The 16,976-nt window shown below is 62.3% G+C and carries 13 protein-coding genes; 9 read left to right on the top strand and 4 right to left on the bottom strand.

Annotated elements, in window-relative coordinates:
• The 8 genes from J2X24_RS16765 to J2X24_RS16730 form a co-directional block, all read left to right on the top strand.
• A partial coding sequence (locus J2X24_RS16765) for a beta-galactosidase small subunit family protein (protein ID WP_209724180.1) occupies window positions 1-1,176 on the top strand: 1,176 nt, incomplete at its 5' end.
• 76 nt (window positions 1,177-1,252) lie between these two features.
• Window positions 1,253-1,849 carry an RNA polymerase sigma factor gene (locus J2X24_RS16760; RefSeq protein WP_209724179.1) on the top strand — a complete coding sequence of 199 codons (597 nt, stop codon included), beginning with the start codon at window positions 1,253-1,255 and terminating at the stop codon, window positions 1,847-1,849.
• Entirely contained in the window at window positions 1,836-2,795 is a 960-nt protein-coding gene (locus J2X24_RS16755; RefSeq protein ID WP_209724178.1) for a FecR family protein, read from the top strand. Before J2X24_RS16760 ends, J2X24_RS16755 begins: the two co-directional genes overlap by 14 nt.
• 116 nt (window positions 2,796-2,911) lie before the next feature.
• Complete coding sequence (locus J2X24_RS16750; RefSeq protein WP_209724177.1) at window positions 2,912-5,989, top strand: TonB-dependent receptor; 3,078 nt, start codon at window positions 2,912-2,914, stop codon at window positions 5,987-5,989.
• Between the two features lie 120 nt (window positions 5,990-6,109).
• Window positions 6,110-9,052 (top strand): TonB-dependent receptor, encoded by a 2,943-nt coding sequence (locus J2X24_RS16745; RefSeq protein ID WP_209724175.1) that lies wholly within the window; start codon window positions 6,110-6,112, stop codon window positions 9,050-9,052.
• A gap of 67 nt (window positions 9,053-9,119) precedes the next feature.
• The gene (locus J2X24_RS16740) at window positions 9,120-10,442 is read left to right on the top strand and encodes a BNR repeat-containing protein (RefSeq protein ID WP_209724174.1); all 1,323 of its coding nucleotides are present in this window, start codon (window positions 9,120-9,122) and stop codon (window positions 10,440-10,442) included.
• Window positions 10,443-10,822: 380 nt separating this feature from the next.
• On the top strand, window positions 10,823-12,460 hold the full coding sequence (locus J2X24_RS16735) for a sodium:solute symporter family transporter (protein WP_209724172.1): 1,638 nt from the start codon (window positions 10,823-10,825) through the stop codon (window positions 12,458-12,460).
• Window positions 12,461-12,535: 75 nt separating this feature from the next.
• The gene (locus J2X24_RS16730; protein ID WP_209724171.1) at window positions 12,536-13,303 is read left to right on the top strand and encodes a FadR/GntR family transcriptional regulator; all 768 of its coding nucleotides are present in this window, start codon (window positions 12,536-12,538) and stop codon (window positions 13,301-13,303) included.
• Window positions 13,304-13,310: 7 nt separating this feature from the next.
• Here the strand turns inward: J2X24_RS16730 and J2X24_RS16725 are convergent, their stop codons facing one another.
• From J2X24_RS16725 to J2X24_RS16710, 4 genes are all read right to left on the bottom strand, one after another.
• Window positions 13,311-13,532 carry a hypothetical protein gene (locus J2X24_RS16725; protein ID WP_209724170.1) on the bottom strand — a complete coding sequence of 74 codons (222 nt, stop codon included), beginning with the start codon at window positions 13,530-13,532 and terminating at the stop codon, window positions 13,311-13,313.
• Window positions 13,533-13,770: 238 nt separating this feature from the next.
• Window positions 13,771-13,998 carry a hypothetical protein gene (locus J2X24_RS16720; RefSeq protein WP_209724168.1) on the bottom strand — a complete coding sequence of 76 codons (228 nt, stop codon included), beginning with the start codon at window positions 13,996-13,998 and terminating at the stop codon, window positions 13,771-13,773.
• A gap of 215 nt (window positions 13,999-14,213) precedes the next feature.
• A complete protein-coding gene (locus tag J2X24_RS16715) occupies window positions 14,214-15,287 on the bottom strand; it encodes an aldo/keto reductase (RefSeq protein WP_310004314.1) in 1,074 nt (357 codons plus the stop codon).
• A 188-nt stretch (window positions 15,288-15,475) separates the two neighbouring features.
• On the bottom strand, window positions 15,476-16,357 hold the full coding sequence (locus J2X24_RS16710) for a Cif family virulence factor (protein WP_209724166.1): 882 nt from the start codon (window positions 16,355-16,357) through the stop codon (window positions 15,476-15,478).
• A gap of 131 nt (window positions 16,358-16,488) precedes the next feature.
• Here J2X24_RS16710 and J2X24_RS16705 point away from each other — a divergent pair, with 131 nt between their 5' ends.
• A complete protein-coding gene (locus J2X24_RS16705; RefSeq protein WP_209724165.1) occupies window positions 16,489-16,938 on the top strand; it encodes a carboxymuconolactone decarboxylase family protein in 450 nt (149 codons plus the stop codon).
• The last annotated feature ends 38 nt before the right edge of the window (window positions 16,939-16,976 follow it).

Here is a 16,976-nt window from a genome sequence, read left to right as displayed (position 1 = left end):
GAGCGCGATGCCGCCTCCGGCACGTTCAGGGTCGTCAACCGTAACAGCTTCACCGACCTGTCGGGTTATGATCTGCACTGGACCGTGCTGAGGGATGGCCAGGCGACGCAATCCGGCGTCTTTGCTGGCGCCAACGCCGCCCCGGGCGCGTCGGCGGACCTCGCACTGACCTTGTCCAACCTGCCCGATGATGGCGCCGAATATATCCTCACCCTGTCCGCCACGGCAAAGGCCGGCGCCATCAAAGGCGTGCCGGCGGGGCAGGGGATCGGCTTCAACCAGTTCGTGCTGAAACCGGCGAAGAAAGCTGAAACGACTGCCGCCGCCGTCAAGCCGGTACGGTCGGGCGACGTCATTACCGCAACGGCTTCGGGGACGGCGCTCAAGGTCGACGCCAGGACGGGGCTTGTCGCCTTAAGCCATGGCGGCAAGGCGCTGCTGACGGGCGGTGCGCCGAACTTCTGGCGCGGCCTGACCGACAACGACGAAGGCACGGGCGTGGTCAAGTCGCACGCCATCTGGAAGACCTTCACCGAGCAGCGCCAGGTGCGTTCGGTCGAGGTGAGCGACGACGGTGTCAGCATCCTCTACAGCTTCGGCACCGGTTCGGTGCACTGGAAGACGACCTACCGGCTGTTGACTGACGGCGCGCTGAGCGTCGCCGCGACCTTTACGCCGCTGCGCGATGACCTGCCGGACCCCCTACGCCTTGGCCTGCGCTTCGACACCGATCCGTCGCTGACCGACATGAAATGGTATGGCAAAGGCCCACAGGAAAGCTATGTCGACCGCCTGACCGGCGCGGGGCTCGGCGTCTATGCCGGCAAGGTCGCCGACCAGTACCACGCCTACAGCCGGCCGATGGAATCCGGCAACAAGACCGATGTGCGCTGGCTCACCCTCAGCGGAAACGGTGAGGGCCTGACGGTCACGGGCGAACAGCCCCTGTCGGTCAATGCCCTGGCCTTCCCCTATGAGGACCTCTACCTGCGCAAGCAGGGGACGTGGAAGTCGTCGGACATCGCCCCGCACGGCGACGGTTCGCTGCTGATCGACCTCATTCAGACCGGCGTCGGCGGCGACACCGGCTGGTCGCTCGACGGACGGCCACTTGCCAAGTACCGCATCAAACTGCAACCTCAAAGCTACGCCTTCACCGTAAGGACGGGGAAATAGACAGCGAGAAACGCCATGGACATTTCTTTGGCGGAAAAATCTGCAGCATTCGTTGTGACTTTCAGGAGGAGGTCGCATGAGAGGGGCTGACCCCGAAACGGTTGCCTGGGTGAGTTCGCATATTCTGCCGTTCGAAGCCGAACTGCGGCTGAAGGTGCGACGCTTTTGCCGGAGCGCGGAGGAGGTCGACGACCTGGTTCAGGACGTCTATTTCCGCCTGCTCAAGCTGCCCCGGACGGAACACATCAGCGATCCGCGCGGCTATCTCTTTCAGATGGCGCGCAACATCATCATCGACCAGGCGCGGCGCGATCGCATCGTGCGCTTCGAGGCGATCCAGGACCTGGACGAGCTGGCGGCGGACGGCGGACCTACGCCCGAAACCGCCACCATGGCGCGGGCGGAACTGAAATGGGTGCTTGGCGTCATCGCCAATCTGCCCGAACGTTGCCGGGATGTTTTCCGGTTGCGCAAGATATATGGATTTTCGCAGGCCGAAACGGCACGCGACCTGAACATCAGCGAGAATATCGTTGAGAAGGAAACGATGAACGGTATGCGCCTGATCGCCGACATGGTGGCGAGGGTAGGGGTAACGGAGTATGGTGCGGCGCGCCCGGATGGATCGCATCCATCCAGAGGCGCCACAGCGAACACACATGTCAAAGATTGACGACGAAGCATTGGATTGGGTGGTAAGGCAGGCGGGCGGGGACCTCTCCGACGCCGACCGCGCCGCATTCGAAGCGTGGTATGACGCCCATCCGCGGCATCAGGGCGCGTACCTGCGCGCCCAGGCCATCTGGCACAGCCTCGACAAGGCGACCGTCCAGACCAATCTCCAGCCCATGGTGCGTCCCGCGATCGCTAAAAACCCGCCCTTGCCGTCACGGCGCATGCTGATGGGCGGGCTGGGGCTCGCGGCGGCCTCGGCGGCCGGACTGGGGCTCTATGCCCTGACGCAGCGGCCGGTTACTGAAATCCAGACCGCGCTCGGCGAGATGCGGAAAGTGCCGCTGTCCGACCGGTCGGTCGCCAGCCTGAACAGCGACAGCCGCGTCCTCGTCGATATGACGTCGAAGCTGCGCCGGGTGGTGCTGGTCCAGGGCGAGGCCCTGTTCGAAGTCGCCAAGGACCCGAAAAAGCCGTTCGTCGTCGAGGCCGGCAATGTCCGCGTCCGCGCGGTCGGCACCGCTTTTAGCGTCCGGCGCAAGGCTTCGGGCGCCGAGGTCCTGGTGACAGAAGGCGTGGTCGAGGTCTGGAACGGTGGCGCCGCGCCCAAACGCCTGAGCGCCGGCAGTGGTGCCTTCGTGCCGGAAGCGAAGGAAGAGATCACGGTCAGCGCGCAGGGCGAGGACATTCCGCGCAAGCTGGCCTGGCGCGAGGGCAAGATCATCCTGCAGAACCAGACGCTGGAAGCCGCCGTTGAAGAGTTCAATCGCTATAACCGCATCAAGATTTCCATCGAAGACCCCGCTATCCGCAATGAGCGGCTGGTCGGCCAGTATCGCCTGGACCAGCCCGAGGATTTTGCCGACACTGTGCGGGAACTGATGGACGTGCCCGTCAGGGTCGAGCCGGAACGTATCCGGCTGGGTAACAAGACAAAGCCACGATAAGGTGGTGGGGACGGCATCTGCCGTCTCAAAAGAAAAAGTACAGGCGAGGGCCCCGAATGACCGGTGCCGGGTATGGGACAGGGTGGTTTGGGCTGCTTTCAGCGGCCGTCCTTGCTGTGTCCGCTGTTCCGGCCTGGGCGGGTGCGGCTCACAAGACCTTCAATATTCCGGGCGGTCCGGCGACGGTGACCATCCCTGCCTTTATCCGGCAGTCGGGCGTCGAAATCCTGGCCAACAGCCGCGATATCGAAGGCATAACCACGGCGCCGGTTTCAGGGCGCCTCAAGCCTGATGCCGCGCTGGCCATCATGCTGGCAAGGACCGGTCTCGACTATCGCGTCAAGTCGAGCGGCGCCATCGTGGTCACAAAGATGGCCGTCCCGCCCGAACCGTCCGAAGTCGTCCCGGAGGCTGCCGAACCGGCGGTCATCGTCAACGGTTATCGCAGGAGCTATGCCGATGGGATCCGGCTCAAGCGTACCGCGATTGCGGTCAGCGACTCGATCTCTTCGGATGGCCTGGGGCGCTTTCCCGACCTGAATGTCGGCGAGGCGGTGCAGCGCATTACCGGCGTTCAGATCAACCGCGAGGTCGAGGCGCGCAACGCGACCATCAATCTGCGCGGCCTGCCGGGGACATTCGCGCGCACCACGCTCAACGGCCAGTCCTTTGCCGAACCGATCCTCGACAGCTCGACGCCGTTGGGCGCATTCAACTCGGACATCTTCAGCGCCATCTCGATCATCAAGAGCCCAGGCGCCAACAATCCGTCCGGCGGCCTGAGCGGCATAATTGATCTTCGGATCCAGCCGGCCGGCGCGCGCAAACCGGGCGGCTTCGCCAAGTTTGCCTACGAATATAATACGCTGGGCGGAACAACGAGCCCTGCCGTCAGCGTCAGCTATACGGTCAAGCCCACCGCGGACCTTGCCGTCTTTGGCGCGGTCGCCGTCAAGCAGGAGCGGTTCCGGCGCGACTCGATCAATTTCAGCCAGTACACGCCGTTGGCCGCCAATACGCCGGGCTTCGCGACCGTCTACGCGTCATATTATGCCCCGTTTCAGGCCGATGGCAGTTGCCTGTCGGGTGACACCTGCGCGGTCAACGGCACCGGCGCGCTGGACCGGCGCGGCGTGCTCTTTCCGTCCGACATCCGCCAGATTTCAAAATATAACGAAGGCTGGCTCATCAGCGCCGCCGGCGGCGTCGAATACCGGCCAAGCGACCGTATCAAACTGACGACCAATGGCTTTTTCAGCCGGCGCACGCTCGATCAGAACGCGATGGACATGATCGAGGTCGATCTGCGTCCGCTGGCCAGCACGGTCGCGCCGACCACCTCCGTTTCGCGCCTTCCGGACGGTTCGGCCTTTGTCGATCGCTTCAGCTTCGACACGCCACAGGTCAATCTGTCGGCGCGTTCGGAACCGACGACCCAGCAGGTGTGGAGCCTCGACAGCCAGGCGCAATGGCGGGGCGGAGACTGGACGTGGACGGGGACCGTCGTCCTGTCCCAGGCGCGCAACTATCAGGAACAGACCCAGGTCGATTGGCGGACGGCGGCGCGGCCGGGCACGGGACTGTCTGGCGCCTTCTATTCCGGGGGCGAGGACATCGGCGGCTACGCACTGGCGCTCAACAGCGCCGATATCCGTCAAACCTTCGGACCGTGGACCTGGCTCGACCTGGCCAATCCGGCCTTTCAGCAGAATGCCCTGGGCGACCAGGTCGTCGTCGCAGGCAGCTCGGGCTATGCCGAAAACCACCTCTCCGCCGTCCAGCTCGACCTTGATCGGCGCGTAAGCGGCTGGATCGACAGTGTCTCCGGCGGCGTCCGGCTGGAAGAGGCGCGCTTCCTGTCGCGCGGCTATCGCACCAGCGCCAAGGGCGTGCAGGGCGATGCGCTCGGCGATGGCCTTCTGCACGCCGGCGTCAGTCGCGACTTTTTCGGTGGCGTCGCGCCCGGTTATCTCGAACACACCATGCGCGTCGATTACGATTATGCGCTGTCGCGCCTGCGGCCGGTCACGGTCGGCGCCGGCGACACCTTGACGGAAACAGGCTGGATCAACGACGCCACCAACGGCTCCTACAGCGCAGCCAACTTTACCGTCACCCACCGCACGGCCTCGGCCTATGCGCAGATGCGCTCGATCGTCGACCTCCAGGGCGTGCCGGTCACCAGCCTGATCGGCGTGCGCCTTGAAGACACGCAAAAGGCGGTCAACGTGCTCAACCGGCGAAATGCCGAAGATGGATCGCCAAGCTACGACTTCGGGCGTTTCACCACTTCCTATCGGCAGTGGCTGCCGTCGGTTCTGATCGCCGCCAATCTCCGTGACGACCTGGTGCTGCGCTTCGCCGCTTACAAGACCTACGCCCAGCCACAGCCGCGCAACTTAAGCCCGGCGACGACCGTCACTGCCAATTCCAACGGCTTCAGCATCGCCTACGGCGGCTATGACCTGAAACCCTATACCGCCGTTTCGCAGGACGTGTCGCTGGAATGGTATAACCGGCCGGGAAGCCTGGTCTCCCTGGCCATTTACCGCAAGCGCGTCACCAACTTCGTCGCGTCCGAATCGCGGCTGGAACGCCTCTGCCCTGAGGATGCGACCGCGTTTGGCCTGGGGCATTTGCGGCTGGAAGGCGAGGCCTGCCTCAGCGACATCCTGATCAATGGCCGCCCGGCGATCATTACGGCCAGCGGCAATTACAACAGCGGCAACCCGATCATTGTCGATGGTGTGGAATTCAGCATCCAGCAGAATTTCGATTTCCTGCCGGGGGCGTGGCGGCATTTCGGCGGCCTGTTCAACGCTTCATTGACGCGCATTTCCGGCCGCAATGCCGACGGCTCGGCACCGGTCCTGCCGGGCGTTTCCGACCGAACCTACAACCTGATCGGCTATTACGAGACGCCAAAATGGGGGGCGCGGCTGATCTATAATTACCGCGACGAATATGTGCTGGCGGGCGTCAGCACCTTTACCGGCGGCAGCAGCCGGGTGAAGGCGCGCGGCCAGGTGGATGCTTCGGCGTCGATCGTGCTCACGCCCCGATATTCGCTGTCGCTCGATGCCTATAATCTTGGCGATGCCCGGCGTTCCCAGTACCAGCGCGACGCCCGCCTGCCGCGCGCCAATGACTATGATGGGCGTACCTTCACATTGAATTTGCGTACGATTTTTTGAGCGCCGGCAAGGTTAACAGAATTTTGGCGGAAAAAATTCCGGCACTCGTTGAGTAGGTCAGGGGGCTGCGTCCGCGGTCTCCCCAAAACATAACTGACCAACTCAGACCGAGGAACGCACATGAAAAAGAGAATTTCGGGGGGCGCGTTCGCCCTTATGGCAGGGGTGAGCCTGCTGGCCATGGCCACCACGCCCGCCCTGGCCCAGGACAGCACCCAGGACGCCGCGCCTCAGCCAAAGGCCGACGACGTGGTCGTTGTCACAGGCTTCAAGAAGAGCTACAGCGACGCGCTCAAGATGAAGCGCGCGGCGGTCGGCGTCTCGGACAGCATCTCGTCGGACGGCCTGGGGCGCTTTCCCGACCTGAACGTCGGCGAAGCCCTGCAGCGTATTCCAGGCGTCCAGGTCAATCGCGAAGAGGATTCGCGCAACGCCTCGATCAACCTGCGCGGCCTGCCGGGCAGCTACGCCAAGATCACGCTGAACGGCATGAACTTCGCTTCGCCGGTCCTCGGGGGCGCAGCGCCTCTGGGCGCGTTCAACTCGGATATCTTCAGCGCCATTTCGGTCATCAAGTCGGTCTCGGCCGCCGACCAGCCGGGCGGCATCAGCGGCAATATCGACCTGCAGATTCAGCCGGCGCTCGGCCGCAAGGATGGCGCCTGGATCAAGGCCGCGACGGAATACAATTCGCTGGGCAAGTACTTCACGCCGTCGGTCACAGTGTCGGGCACGAAGCACTTCCTGGAAGGCCGTGCGGCGGTGTTCGGCACACTGGCCTACCGCGAGGAAAACTTCCGCCGTGATTCGCTGCACTTCCCGCAATACACAGTCCTGAACGCGACCACGACGCCGACCTTCGCCAGCCGGTTCGGCGATTATTACGCTGCGTTCGAGAGCAACGGCAGTTGCGCTTCGGGGAATGTCTGCGCGGCAAGCGGTACGGGCGCGAAGTCCAAGACCGGCATTCTTATGCCGTCCGACATCCGCCAGGGCGTCAAGTACAATGAGGGCAACCTGCTGACCGGCGTCGTCGGCGCCGAATTCAAGGTCACCGACAATCTGCGCATCGGCGGAACCTACTTCTACAGCAACCGCGACATGCCGCTGACCGCGACCGATATCCTCGATATCGATATGCGTGACGCCAATACCATTATCGACCCGACGGTCATGCCGTATCTCGGCGAGGATGGCCGCTACTACGTCGATAAGTACAACTTCACCAATCCGCGCGTCTACGCCTCCTATCGCAAGGAGTCGTTCAGGCAGATGACCAACGGCCTCAACCTGACGGCCGATTTCCGCAATGACACGTGGCGGATCAGCGCCGCCGCGGCGCATTCCGAAGCCGAGAATTTCGGCTTCCAGAGCCAGCTCGACGTGCGTAACACCGCCAAGCCCCTGGGCGCATCGGGGACGGGCAACGGGCTGAAGGGCAGCTTCTTCAGCGGCGCCGACGACATCGAGAACTTTGTCCTGTCCTTCACCCAGACGACGCCGCTGGTTACCGACACGACCGGTCCATGGACCAGCACATCCACGCCGCCCGCCGGTCCGGAGCTGGCCAACGCCAACGGCAACCGCTTCATCGTGGCTGGGAGCGACTCGACGGCCAAGAATTCGGTTTCGACCATCCAGGCCGACGTCGAACGCTTCCTCAATTCGTCGTGGCTCGACAGCCTCCAGGCCGGGGTGCGCGCCGAAAAGCAGGAATATACTTCGACCGGCTATCGCGGCAGCGCCGTCGGTGTCCAGAGCAATAACATCGACAGCAAGTTCGTGGTAGAGAGCGCCTTCGCCGACGACTTCTTCGGCGGCAAGGGCGGCGACTACCTGCAGAACTGGCAGACAGTCGACTACGACTATGCCCTGTCGCGCCTCCAGCCGGTCACGCTCCTGCCCGGCCAGCGCCTGACCTATGCCGGCTGGGTCAACGATCCGGCCGACGGCAACTTCACCAACAACAACTTCACCAAGTCGGACGATGTGGCTTCGGCCTATGTCATGGCCAAGATCGACGCGGAAGTGTACGGCGTCCGGTTGCGCGGCCACGTCGGCGTCCGCCAGGAGCAGACCAAGCAGGTCATCACTTCGCTCGATCGCACCGGCACGGGCCAGACCGCGACCTTCAAGCTCAACACGCGCGAGACGGAATATTCCAACACCCTGCCGTCCATGCTGCTGGCGGCGGACCTGACCAAGGACGTCGTCCTGCGCTTCGGGGCCTACAAGACCTTCGTGCGCCCGAATGCGCGCGACATCTCGCCGATTGGCACAACGGTGACGACGACGACCGAAGGCTATGCGATTTCGCTCGGCCGCGTCGAGATCGAGCCCTACACCTCGAACTCCTTCGACCTGGCGCTGGAATGGTATAACCGCCCCAACGGCCTGATCGGGCTGGCGCTCTACAAGAAGGAAATCTTCGGCCAGATCCAGGCGGAGACGCGCGATTCGGTCCTGTGTCCGGCGGATGGCTATGGGCTGGGCCTTGGCACCTGGTCGGTCAATGGCGACACCTGCTACAGCACGCTGACGATCACGGGCGGCACGCCCGCCCGCATCGACGTCAATGGCGCGATCAATTCGCCGACGCCGCTGGAAGTCACCGGCGCTGAACTGACGATCCAGCAGAATTTCGACTTCCTGCCGGCGCCGTGGGACAAGGTGGGCGGGGCGTTCAACTACTCCTATGCCAATGTCGACGGCACGACTGTCAGCGGGACCGCCGCCGTCTTGCCGGGCGTGTCGAAGAACTCGGCCAACCTGATCCTCTACTATGAAACGAGCAAGTTCGGCATCCGGGCGGTCTACAACTACCGTGACCGCTATGAGCTGGCGGCGGGCGGCACCTTTGCCGGCGCGGCGCGTTCGGTCAAGGCGCGCGGCCAGTTCGACGTCTCGGCTTCCTACAACCTGTCGGACCGAATCACCCTGGGTATCGACGCCTTCAATCTCACCGACGCCCGCCGGACCGAGTTCGAAGTCGACGAACGCAAGGTCCGCCGTGTTGATTATGACGGCCGCACTGTACAGCTGAGCGTCCGGGCGTCATTCTAGATCCTCCTGCTGGGGCTGCCGCTTACCCTTGGGCAGCCCCAATTTTTTTCATTGATCAAGGAAACCGATGGTGCGCCCGATACTATTGGCTCTTTTTACCCTGGCTTGCGTCACATCCGTGTCCGCCCAGACACCTGTCAAGCCACCCGAAGCGATCGACAAGGTCTGGTCCGGCCACAGCGCCCGCTTCGCCATGGTCGCCAGCAAAACCCACCTCTACGTCGCCTATTACGACGCCCACCGGCAGCTGACCGTCGCCCAGCGGCCGCTCAACAATCCGGCGCACTGGGTCTACCACAAGGTCGATACCTGGCTCGGCTGGGACAGCCACAACTATATCGCCATGGCGCTGGATGGCGCGGGCGCCGTCCACGTCGCCGGCAATATGCACGTCGACCCGCTGACCTATTTCCGCAGCGATCCTGGCGGCGACGTCCGGACCTTGAAACGCATGACCGTCATGGTCGATCCGGCGCGCGAGAAGCGGATGACCTATCCGATCTTCCTCAAGGACGGCCAGGGACGGCTGATCTACAAGTACCGCGATGGCTCCAGTGGCGATGGCAACGAGCTTTACAACGTCTATGATGAAGCCAGCCAGCAATGGAAGGCCCTGACCTCGACACCGCTCGTCGACGGGGAAGGGGCGCGCAACGCCTACTTCATGGGGCCGGTCCTGGGCCCCGACGGCATTTTTCACATCACATGGGTGTGGCGCGAAACGCCGATGGCCGAAACCAATCACGACCTCAGCTACGCGCGGACGCGCGACCTGATCCATTGGGAAAAGGCCGACGGCACGCCCTTGCCGTTACCGATTCGCTTAAGCCAGGCCGAAATTGTCGATCCCGTACCGGTCAAGGGCGGGATGATCAACAACAACACCATAATCGGCTTTGACGATCAGGGCCGCGTCACGATCACCTACCACAAGTACGATGCCAACGGGAACACGCAGATCTGGCTGGCGCGCCGCGAGGGCAAAAGCTGGACCAAACGCCAGATCAGCGCCTGGACGAACTATCGCTGGAACTTCAGCGGCGGCGGATCGCTGAACAGCGAAATCTTCGTCAAGGGCGCGCGTCCCGGCGCGCCGGGCCAGTTGATCGTGCCCGTCGTCAGGCTAGGCCAGGCGCTGGAATTCGTCGTGGACGCCAAGACGCTCAGGCTGATCGAGGAGCGCAAGGTCGATGGCCTGACCGATGCCGTCGCCAGGACTGTTCACGTCGCTGACGGCCAGCGTCTCAATGCCGTGCAGGCGACGGCGCCGGACGGCCGGACCTTTACCCTGGCCTGGGGCAGCCTGCCGCCGAATCGCGACCTGCCGCAGCCGGCGATCCCGGACGCGTCCGACCTGGTGCTGCTGCAAGGCATCGCCGACGCCAAGTAGCCGATCGAGGCCCGAATATATCCCTTGCCTCCGGGGTATATTCAACTGCCCCTCCACGCCGTGGAGGGGCTTTTTACTTTCCGCGATCCCACCAAAATTTACGGAATTTAGAAAAGTATTATAATTCCGTCCCAATATGTGGACTGCTTCGTCATTATCGTTGATAGTGCCGTGGTCTGTTCGGCCATGCGTCAAAGTCGCTTTGAAAACAGGTGATTGCAGAATGCGCCCGGGCACTGTAGCCAATAGATTGGAGTGCGTTTCAATGAAACGCTATTCCGCTCTAAGTTTTTGCTTTTTCGCGAAATTTACCCGAAAACCGCTCCTACTTTTCGGTATATCGCAGTATACGGCTTCGCGGCGATGTGCATTTGCCTATCATGACGACAAGCGGTCTGTCCCCGATCGATATCGCGATCGTCGCTGCCTATAGCGTCGCGATATGCCTTGCCGCCTGGTATGTGACGAAAAGCGCGCCGCGCGGACTGAACGTCAGCGCCTATTTCTTCGCCGACAAGCAGTTGCCCTTTTGGGCGGTCGGAACGTCGATCATTGCCGCCAACATTTCCGCCGAACAGATCATCGGCATGTCGGGGGCGGGCTATCGCCTGGGGCTTGCCATCGCATCCTACGAATGGATGGCGGCGCTGGCCCTGATCGTCGTCGCCAAATATATCCTGCCGGTGTTTTACAATGCCGGCCTTGAGACCATGCCGGGGTTCCTGGAGCGGCGTTACGGGACCGAGGTCAAGACCCTCATGGCGGTCTTCTGGCTCATTCAGTACACCTTCATCAACCTGACGGGCATTCTGTGGCTGGGCGCCACGACGATTGGACATATTTCCGGCCTCGATCCGCTGATCGGGCTGGCCCTGCTGGGCCTGTTCGCCCTGTCCTATCAGTTGTACGGGGGACTGAGGGCGGCAGCGCTGACCGACATCGTCCAGGTGACGATCCTGATCGTCGGCGGTCTGGCCATATTGGCGATATCGCTGGGTACCATCGGCGGCTCGCTGTCGCCGGGCGGCGTAATGGCTGGCCTGGGCCGGCTGCATCAGCAGTATCCCGGCCACTTCCATCTCATCTTCGCCGAGAACGACCCGAACTATGCCGAAATCCCGGGGATGGCGGTCCTGATCGGCGGCATGTGGGTGATGAACATCTCTTATTTTGGCTTCAACCAGTATATCGTCCAGCGCGCCCTGTCGGCCAAATCCTTGCCCGAAGCCCAGACCGGCATAGCCCTGGCGGCCTATCTGAAGCTGCTTATGCCCCTGATCGTCGTGCTGCCGGGCCTGTGCGCCCTTATCCTGGCCCCCGGCCTGCCGCGTGGCGACCTGGCCTATCCGTCGATGATGCGTCTGCTGCCGCCGGGTGTACTGGGCCTGGTCTTTGCCGCCCTGATCGCCGCCATCGTCGCTTCGTCCGCCTCGAAGATCAACTCGATCGCGACGATCTTCGCCCTCGACCTGGTGCGGTCCGCGCGACCGGCCCTGTCGGAAAAGGCGCTGGTGTCTACCGGCCGGTGGGCCGCCACGATAGCGCTCCTTGTCGCCGTGGTCGTCGCCAAGCCGCTGCTTGGCAATTTCGACCTGGTCTTCCAGATCGGCCAGAACCTGACGGGCTTCTTCGCGCCGCCGATCGTTGTCATCTTCCTCCTGGGCATGTTCTGGAAAGGCACCTCGACGACCGGCGCGCTTTATGGCCTGCTGACCGGGGTTGCCGCTTCGGTCCTGTTCTTTGCGGCCAGCGCCATGCATCAGCATCCGGACCTGCCCGGCCGGGAATGGCTGGCGGGGCTGCGCTTCATGCCCGACATGCCGTTTCTCGACCGTGTCGGCTGGGTCTTCTGGATCAGCCTGGTCGTAACGGTCGCTGTCTCAAGGCTGAGACCGAACCGTGCGACGCTGTGGGCGCCCGAAACCTCGCTTTCGCAGTTCCGCACGACACCAGCCTTTAATGCGCTGGCGGCCGGCATCGTCGCCATTCTTGTCTTGATTTATACCCTGCTCTGGTAGGAAGCGACCGCGCCATCACACTTGCTAAGGCCGTGCAAGTCGCGCATATACTGGTACAGGGGTGTTGGTCACGTCATGGACAACAAGAAAAAAGCAACTAGAACGGAAGCAACGGCTGAATTCACCTTCGAAGAAGTGCCATCGCAAGGCCGTCTTCATGGGTCTTTGGCGCGACGGCTGGCGATCGATATCTTGAACGGGACCTATCGTCCCGGCGATATTCTGCCGTTTCAGATCGATTCCAGCGAAGCGCTGAATATTTCCCGGACGCCCTATCGCGAAGCGTTGAAAATTCTTGCCGCCAAGGGTTTGATCGAAAGCAAGCCGAAGCGCGGTACGCTGGTGTGCGAACGCGCGCGCTGGAACCTGCTCGATCCCGAAGTCATGGGCTGGATGTTCGAAACCACGCCGTCGAATGAATTCATGGACGGTCTGTTCGAACTGCGGCTGATCAATGAGCCCGCCGCCGCGGAACTGGCGGCGGAACGGCGCAGCGAAGAAGAGGTGGCGCGCCTGAAACACGCGCTCGACGTCATGGGCAGGGAAACGCTGGCGACCGAAGCCGGCCGGCTGGCGGACCTCGAGTTTCACAAGGTCCTGTTGCTGGCGACGCGGAACGAGGTGCTGATTTCACTCAACAGTTCGATCGCCGCCGCAATTGCCTGGACGACCCGGCTGAAATCCACGGATCCGGCGGATGCGCGCAACAGTTGGCCGGATCACGCCCGGGTCTTCGAAGCCGTGGCGAACAAGAATGCCCGCGACGCCAGATGGGCGATGGAAAGCCTGGTGCGCTTTGCCCGTGAGGACACGACACGGTCGCAGATGCGCCGCATGAGCTGAAACGGCGCTATGCCGCCATCTCGTCGGCGATAACGCGGATAGTGATGGCGTTCCCAGCCCGGTCGCGGCCACGATAATAGCAAGGCGTGACGGCCCGTGCGCCGCTGAGCGCCTGGAAGTCGCGCGCGCACAGGATCATCTTGAGGTCGCGTTCAACACGGCTGTCGGCGGCATCGACGCGCGACCACCGTAAGGAGGCTTTTTGAGCAGGCTGGGACTGTGCGTACATGATCAACTCCGGATCCAATGTTCACATTTTGTTCTAGTTCTGGGCGCCTGTCAATAGCCGTGTTCTATCGGATCGAAAGGGGAAGGGAACGGGGGCGCCGCGCTTTAGATCGGTATGATTTTAAATGGAAACATCATGCCAATCTAAGCTTTTGCTTTGTCGCGATATTTAAGGCGAAAACCCCAAAAAAACGCATCTTGGCACTTTTCGCCATATCGCTCTAGCGGTGCCTATGGGATCAGGCAACGCAGACACCGTTACAGTAGACCAGCGCTTCAGCCTGCCGTTCACCGTGCACTTCGACACGCGACAGCACGTAGCGGTTGGAGGCCGGAAACACCGACTCGTCGGACGGGTTGTCATCGAGATAGATGGCCCGGCCGGCTTCCTGCAAGGCGCGGCGGATGTTTTCGTTGCGCATCGCCTTGGCGTAAGCCCAGCGGCAGGTTTCCTCGGTGATCGACATGCTTGTGAACCCTTATGTCAGCCTTGGGTAAGTTTTACCGATTCAGAAATAAAGATGAAATGTGGTTCATTTCGCCTGTTGGGGGAATAATTTTCTGCGTTGCAATAGAGGCTCGCGCCAAGACCAGAACAAAGCTTTTCGACTGAATATTATTTCCAATAATAAGGGGCGTGGTGCAATGCACCACGCCCCTTATGCTCAACAGACTCCTAATATCAGGCGCGATAGTCGGGGTCGGCGCGCAGGTCATCGCCATTGGCCTTGGCCGGCGCAGTGAAGATGTCGGGATCACCACGGGTAATCTGATCGGCAGCATCCAGCTCCGCCGCCGAGAAGGCGAGGTTAGCAAGCGCACCCAGGCTGTCGTCGAGCTGTTCGACGGTGCGCGCGCCGATCAGGGTCGAGGTGATCCGTTCGTCGCGCAGCGTCCAGGCCAGGGCCATCTGCGCCAGGCTTTGCCCGCGCGCATGGGCCAGGCCATTGAGCGCCTTGATCCGTCCGATCGTCGCCTCGGTCAGGCCATTGCGCACCCACTCAAGGCGCGCCGCCCGCGAATCGCCCGGAACCTCCTTCAGATACTTGGTGCTGAGGAATCCCTGGGCCAGCGGCGAGAAGACGATGGTGCCGACGCCGTTATCGCTGTTCGTACCCAGCAGGTCCGGCTCGATCCAGCGGTCGAGGAGGCTGTAGTTCGGCTGGCTGATGGTCAGCGGCACGCCTTCGGACTTGAGGATGGCGACGGCCTGCTTTGTCAGTTCGGCATTGTAGTTGGAGATGCCGACATAGAGCGCCTTGCCTTGTTTGTAGAGCAGGGCCAGCGCGCCCATGGTCTCTTCCAGCGGGGTGAACGGATCGGGGCGGTGCGAATAGTAGATGTCGACATAGTCGAGTCCCATGCGCTTCAGGCTCTGGTCGAAGGAGGCGATCATGTACTTCTTGGAGCCGTTCATGCCGCCATAGGGCCCCGGCCACATGTCCCAGCCGGCCTTGGTCGAGATGATAAGCTCGTCGCGGTAGGGCAGGAAATCTTCCTTGAGGATGCGGCCGAAATTGGTCTCGGCCGAACCGAACGGCGGGCCATAGTTGTTGGCCAGGTCGAAGTGGGTGACGCCGCGATCGAAGGCCCGGCGCAGAAGGCTGCGTTGGGTGTCGAGCGGATTGATATCGCCGAAGTTCTGCCACAGGCCAAGCGAAATGGCGGGCAGTTTGAGACCCGAGCGGCCGCAGCGGCGATAGGGCATGGAAGCATAACGGGTGTCGGCGGCGGCGAAGGGGGGCATATGGCCCATGAGGCGTTTCTCCGGATAGAGTCTCTTCCAGTCGGGTACGCTGGAAGGAAGCTCCAGGTTTCGTTAGGGAGCGCTTTCCGGGACCACGTCCGGGAAGCGCGTCGACGGCATAGGGAATCTGACGCTCCGTTGCGGGAGTTGTATCGTTGCTGTGAGGTATGGCAAGGCCGAATTGGCCTGACCAGAAACTACTTATCCGAATTGTAGATATCGACGGTCAGTTTCCAGTCGGCGGGCTTTTTGCCGAAGCGGTTCCACACCCGGACATAGTGCCCCCGATGGACGCCAGAGGCATCCGTCACGTGACCATAGGTATAGACCATATCGCCGGCTTTCGACTGGCCGTTGCCGACGGCAATCCACGTCAGGCCTTGCGGCCGTGTGCCGAGGCGGACGGCGACGTCCTTCTTGCGCGTGACCGGTGCTTCGCCGCCGCCGACAAAGGTCATGTCGTCGATCAGGAAGTCCTCATAGGCCTCGGTGGCGGGTGTCGCCGTCAGTGCGGCGTTCAGTTCAGCCTCACGCGTGGCGACGGAAGCCGCCGCTGTCGGATCGACTGCCGTGGTGCGGCCATAGGAGATAGTCTCCCGCGCGCCCATGGGCGGCAACTTGGCCGCGGGGGCGGCCCCTGCGCCGGTATCGAGCGGCCACAGCCAGCGGCCGTCGGCCTGCTTCTGCCAGACGGTGAAGAACCAGCCGGCGCGGTCGGTGCCTTCGATCGTCCAAGGGCCCAGATCCCATGCCATGTCGCCGGAAGCCGCCACGGCAACGCGGTAGGGCCGCCAGCGCAATTTGGACGGCGCGTCCTTGCCGCCTTCGCCCTTGGCGATCAGGTCACCGAGGCGCTCATGAATGCGGACGGCTTCAGGGCGGAAGGCAATGGCGTCCGGCGTAGAATAGGCGTGGAAGCCGACCGTGATGCCGTGTTCGGCCGTATAGGCGTCGAAATCCTGCTCGGCCTTGAAGACCTCATCGGCCGGGGTGGCCTGGGCCGGCTTAGGCTGAGCCCCTGTCGCACCCGTGGCGGCGAGCAGCATGACGGACGCGACGAAACCGGCCAGAATGCGCATGGCGAACTTCCCCTCATGAGTTTGGCCGACGGTCTCACAGCGCTCTGCGTTGGCAAGTGAAATTTTCTTCATTGGCATGTCACAGCGCGCTCGACTGGCTCGTCATACAGGCAGACACACAGGAGAAACCCATGTCGCAACGTCTCAATGCCTATGCCATCGCCCCCGCCGCCTTCGCCGCCAAGGCGGTTGTCGAAACCTACATCAAGGAGAGCGGCTTCGATCCGATCCTGATCCATCTGGTCAAGATGCGCGCGTCGCAGATCAATGGCTGCGCCAACTGCATCCATATGCATCGTCTGGAGGCTCTGAAGGACGGCGATACCGAAAAACGCCTGCTGCTCTTAAGCGCCTTTGCCGAATCGAACCTGTTCACACCGCGCGAGAAGGCGGCGCTGCAATGGACTGAAAGCCTGACGCACCTGCCAGACACCCATGCCCCGGATGCCGACTATGAAGGCTTGAAGGCGCATTTCACCGACAAGGAGATTATTGACCTGACCTTTCTGATCGCCCAGATCAATGGCTGGAACCGCATCTCTGTCGGACTGCGGACGGTTCATCCTCAGGATAAGGCCTAGAGCATGCTTCGAAAAAGTGGTTCCCGGTTTTTCGTATC

The sequence above is a fragment of the Asticcacaulis solisilvae genome (assembly GCF_017875235.1).
In the GTDB taxonomy this organism is placed as follows: domain Bacteria; phylum Pseudomonadota; class Alphaproteobacteria; order Caulobacterales; family Caulobacteraceae; genus Asticcacaulis; species Asticcacaulis solisilvae_A.
Note: the sequence above shows the minus strand (reverse complement) of the source record. Positions and strands in the feature narration are given on the sequence as shown.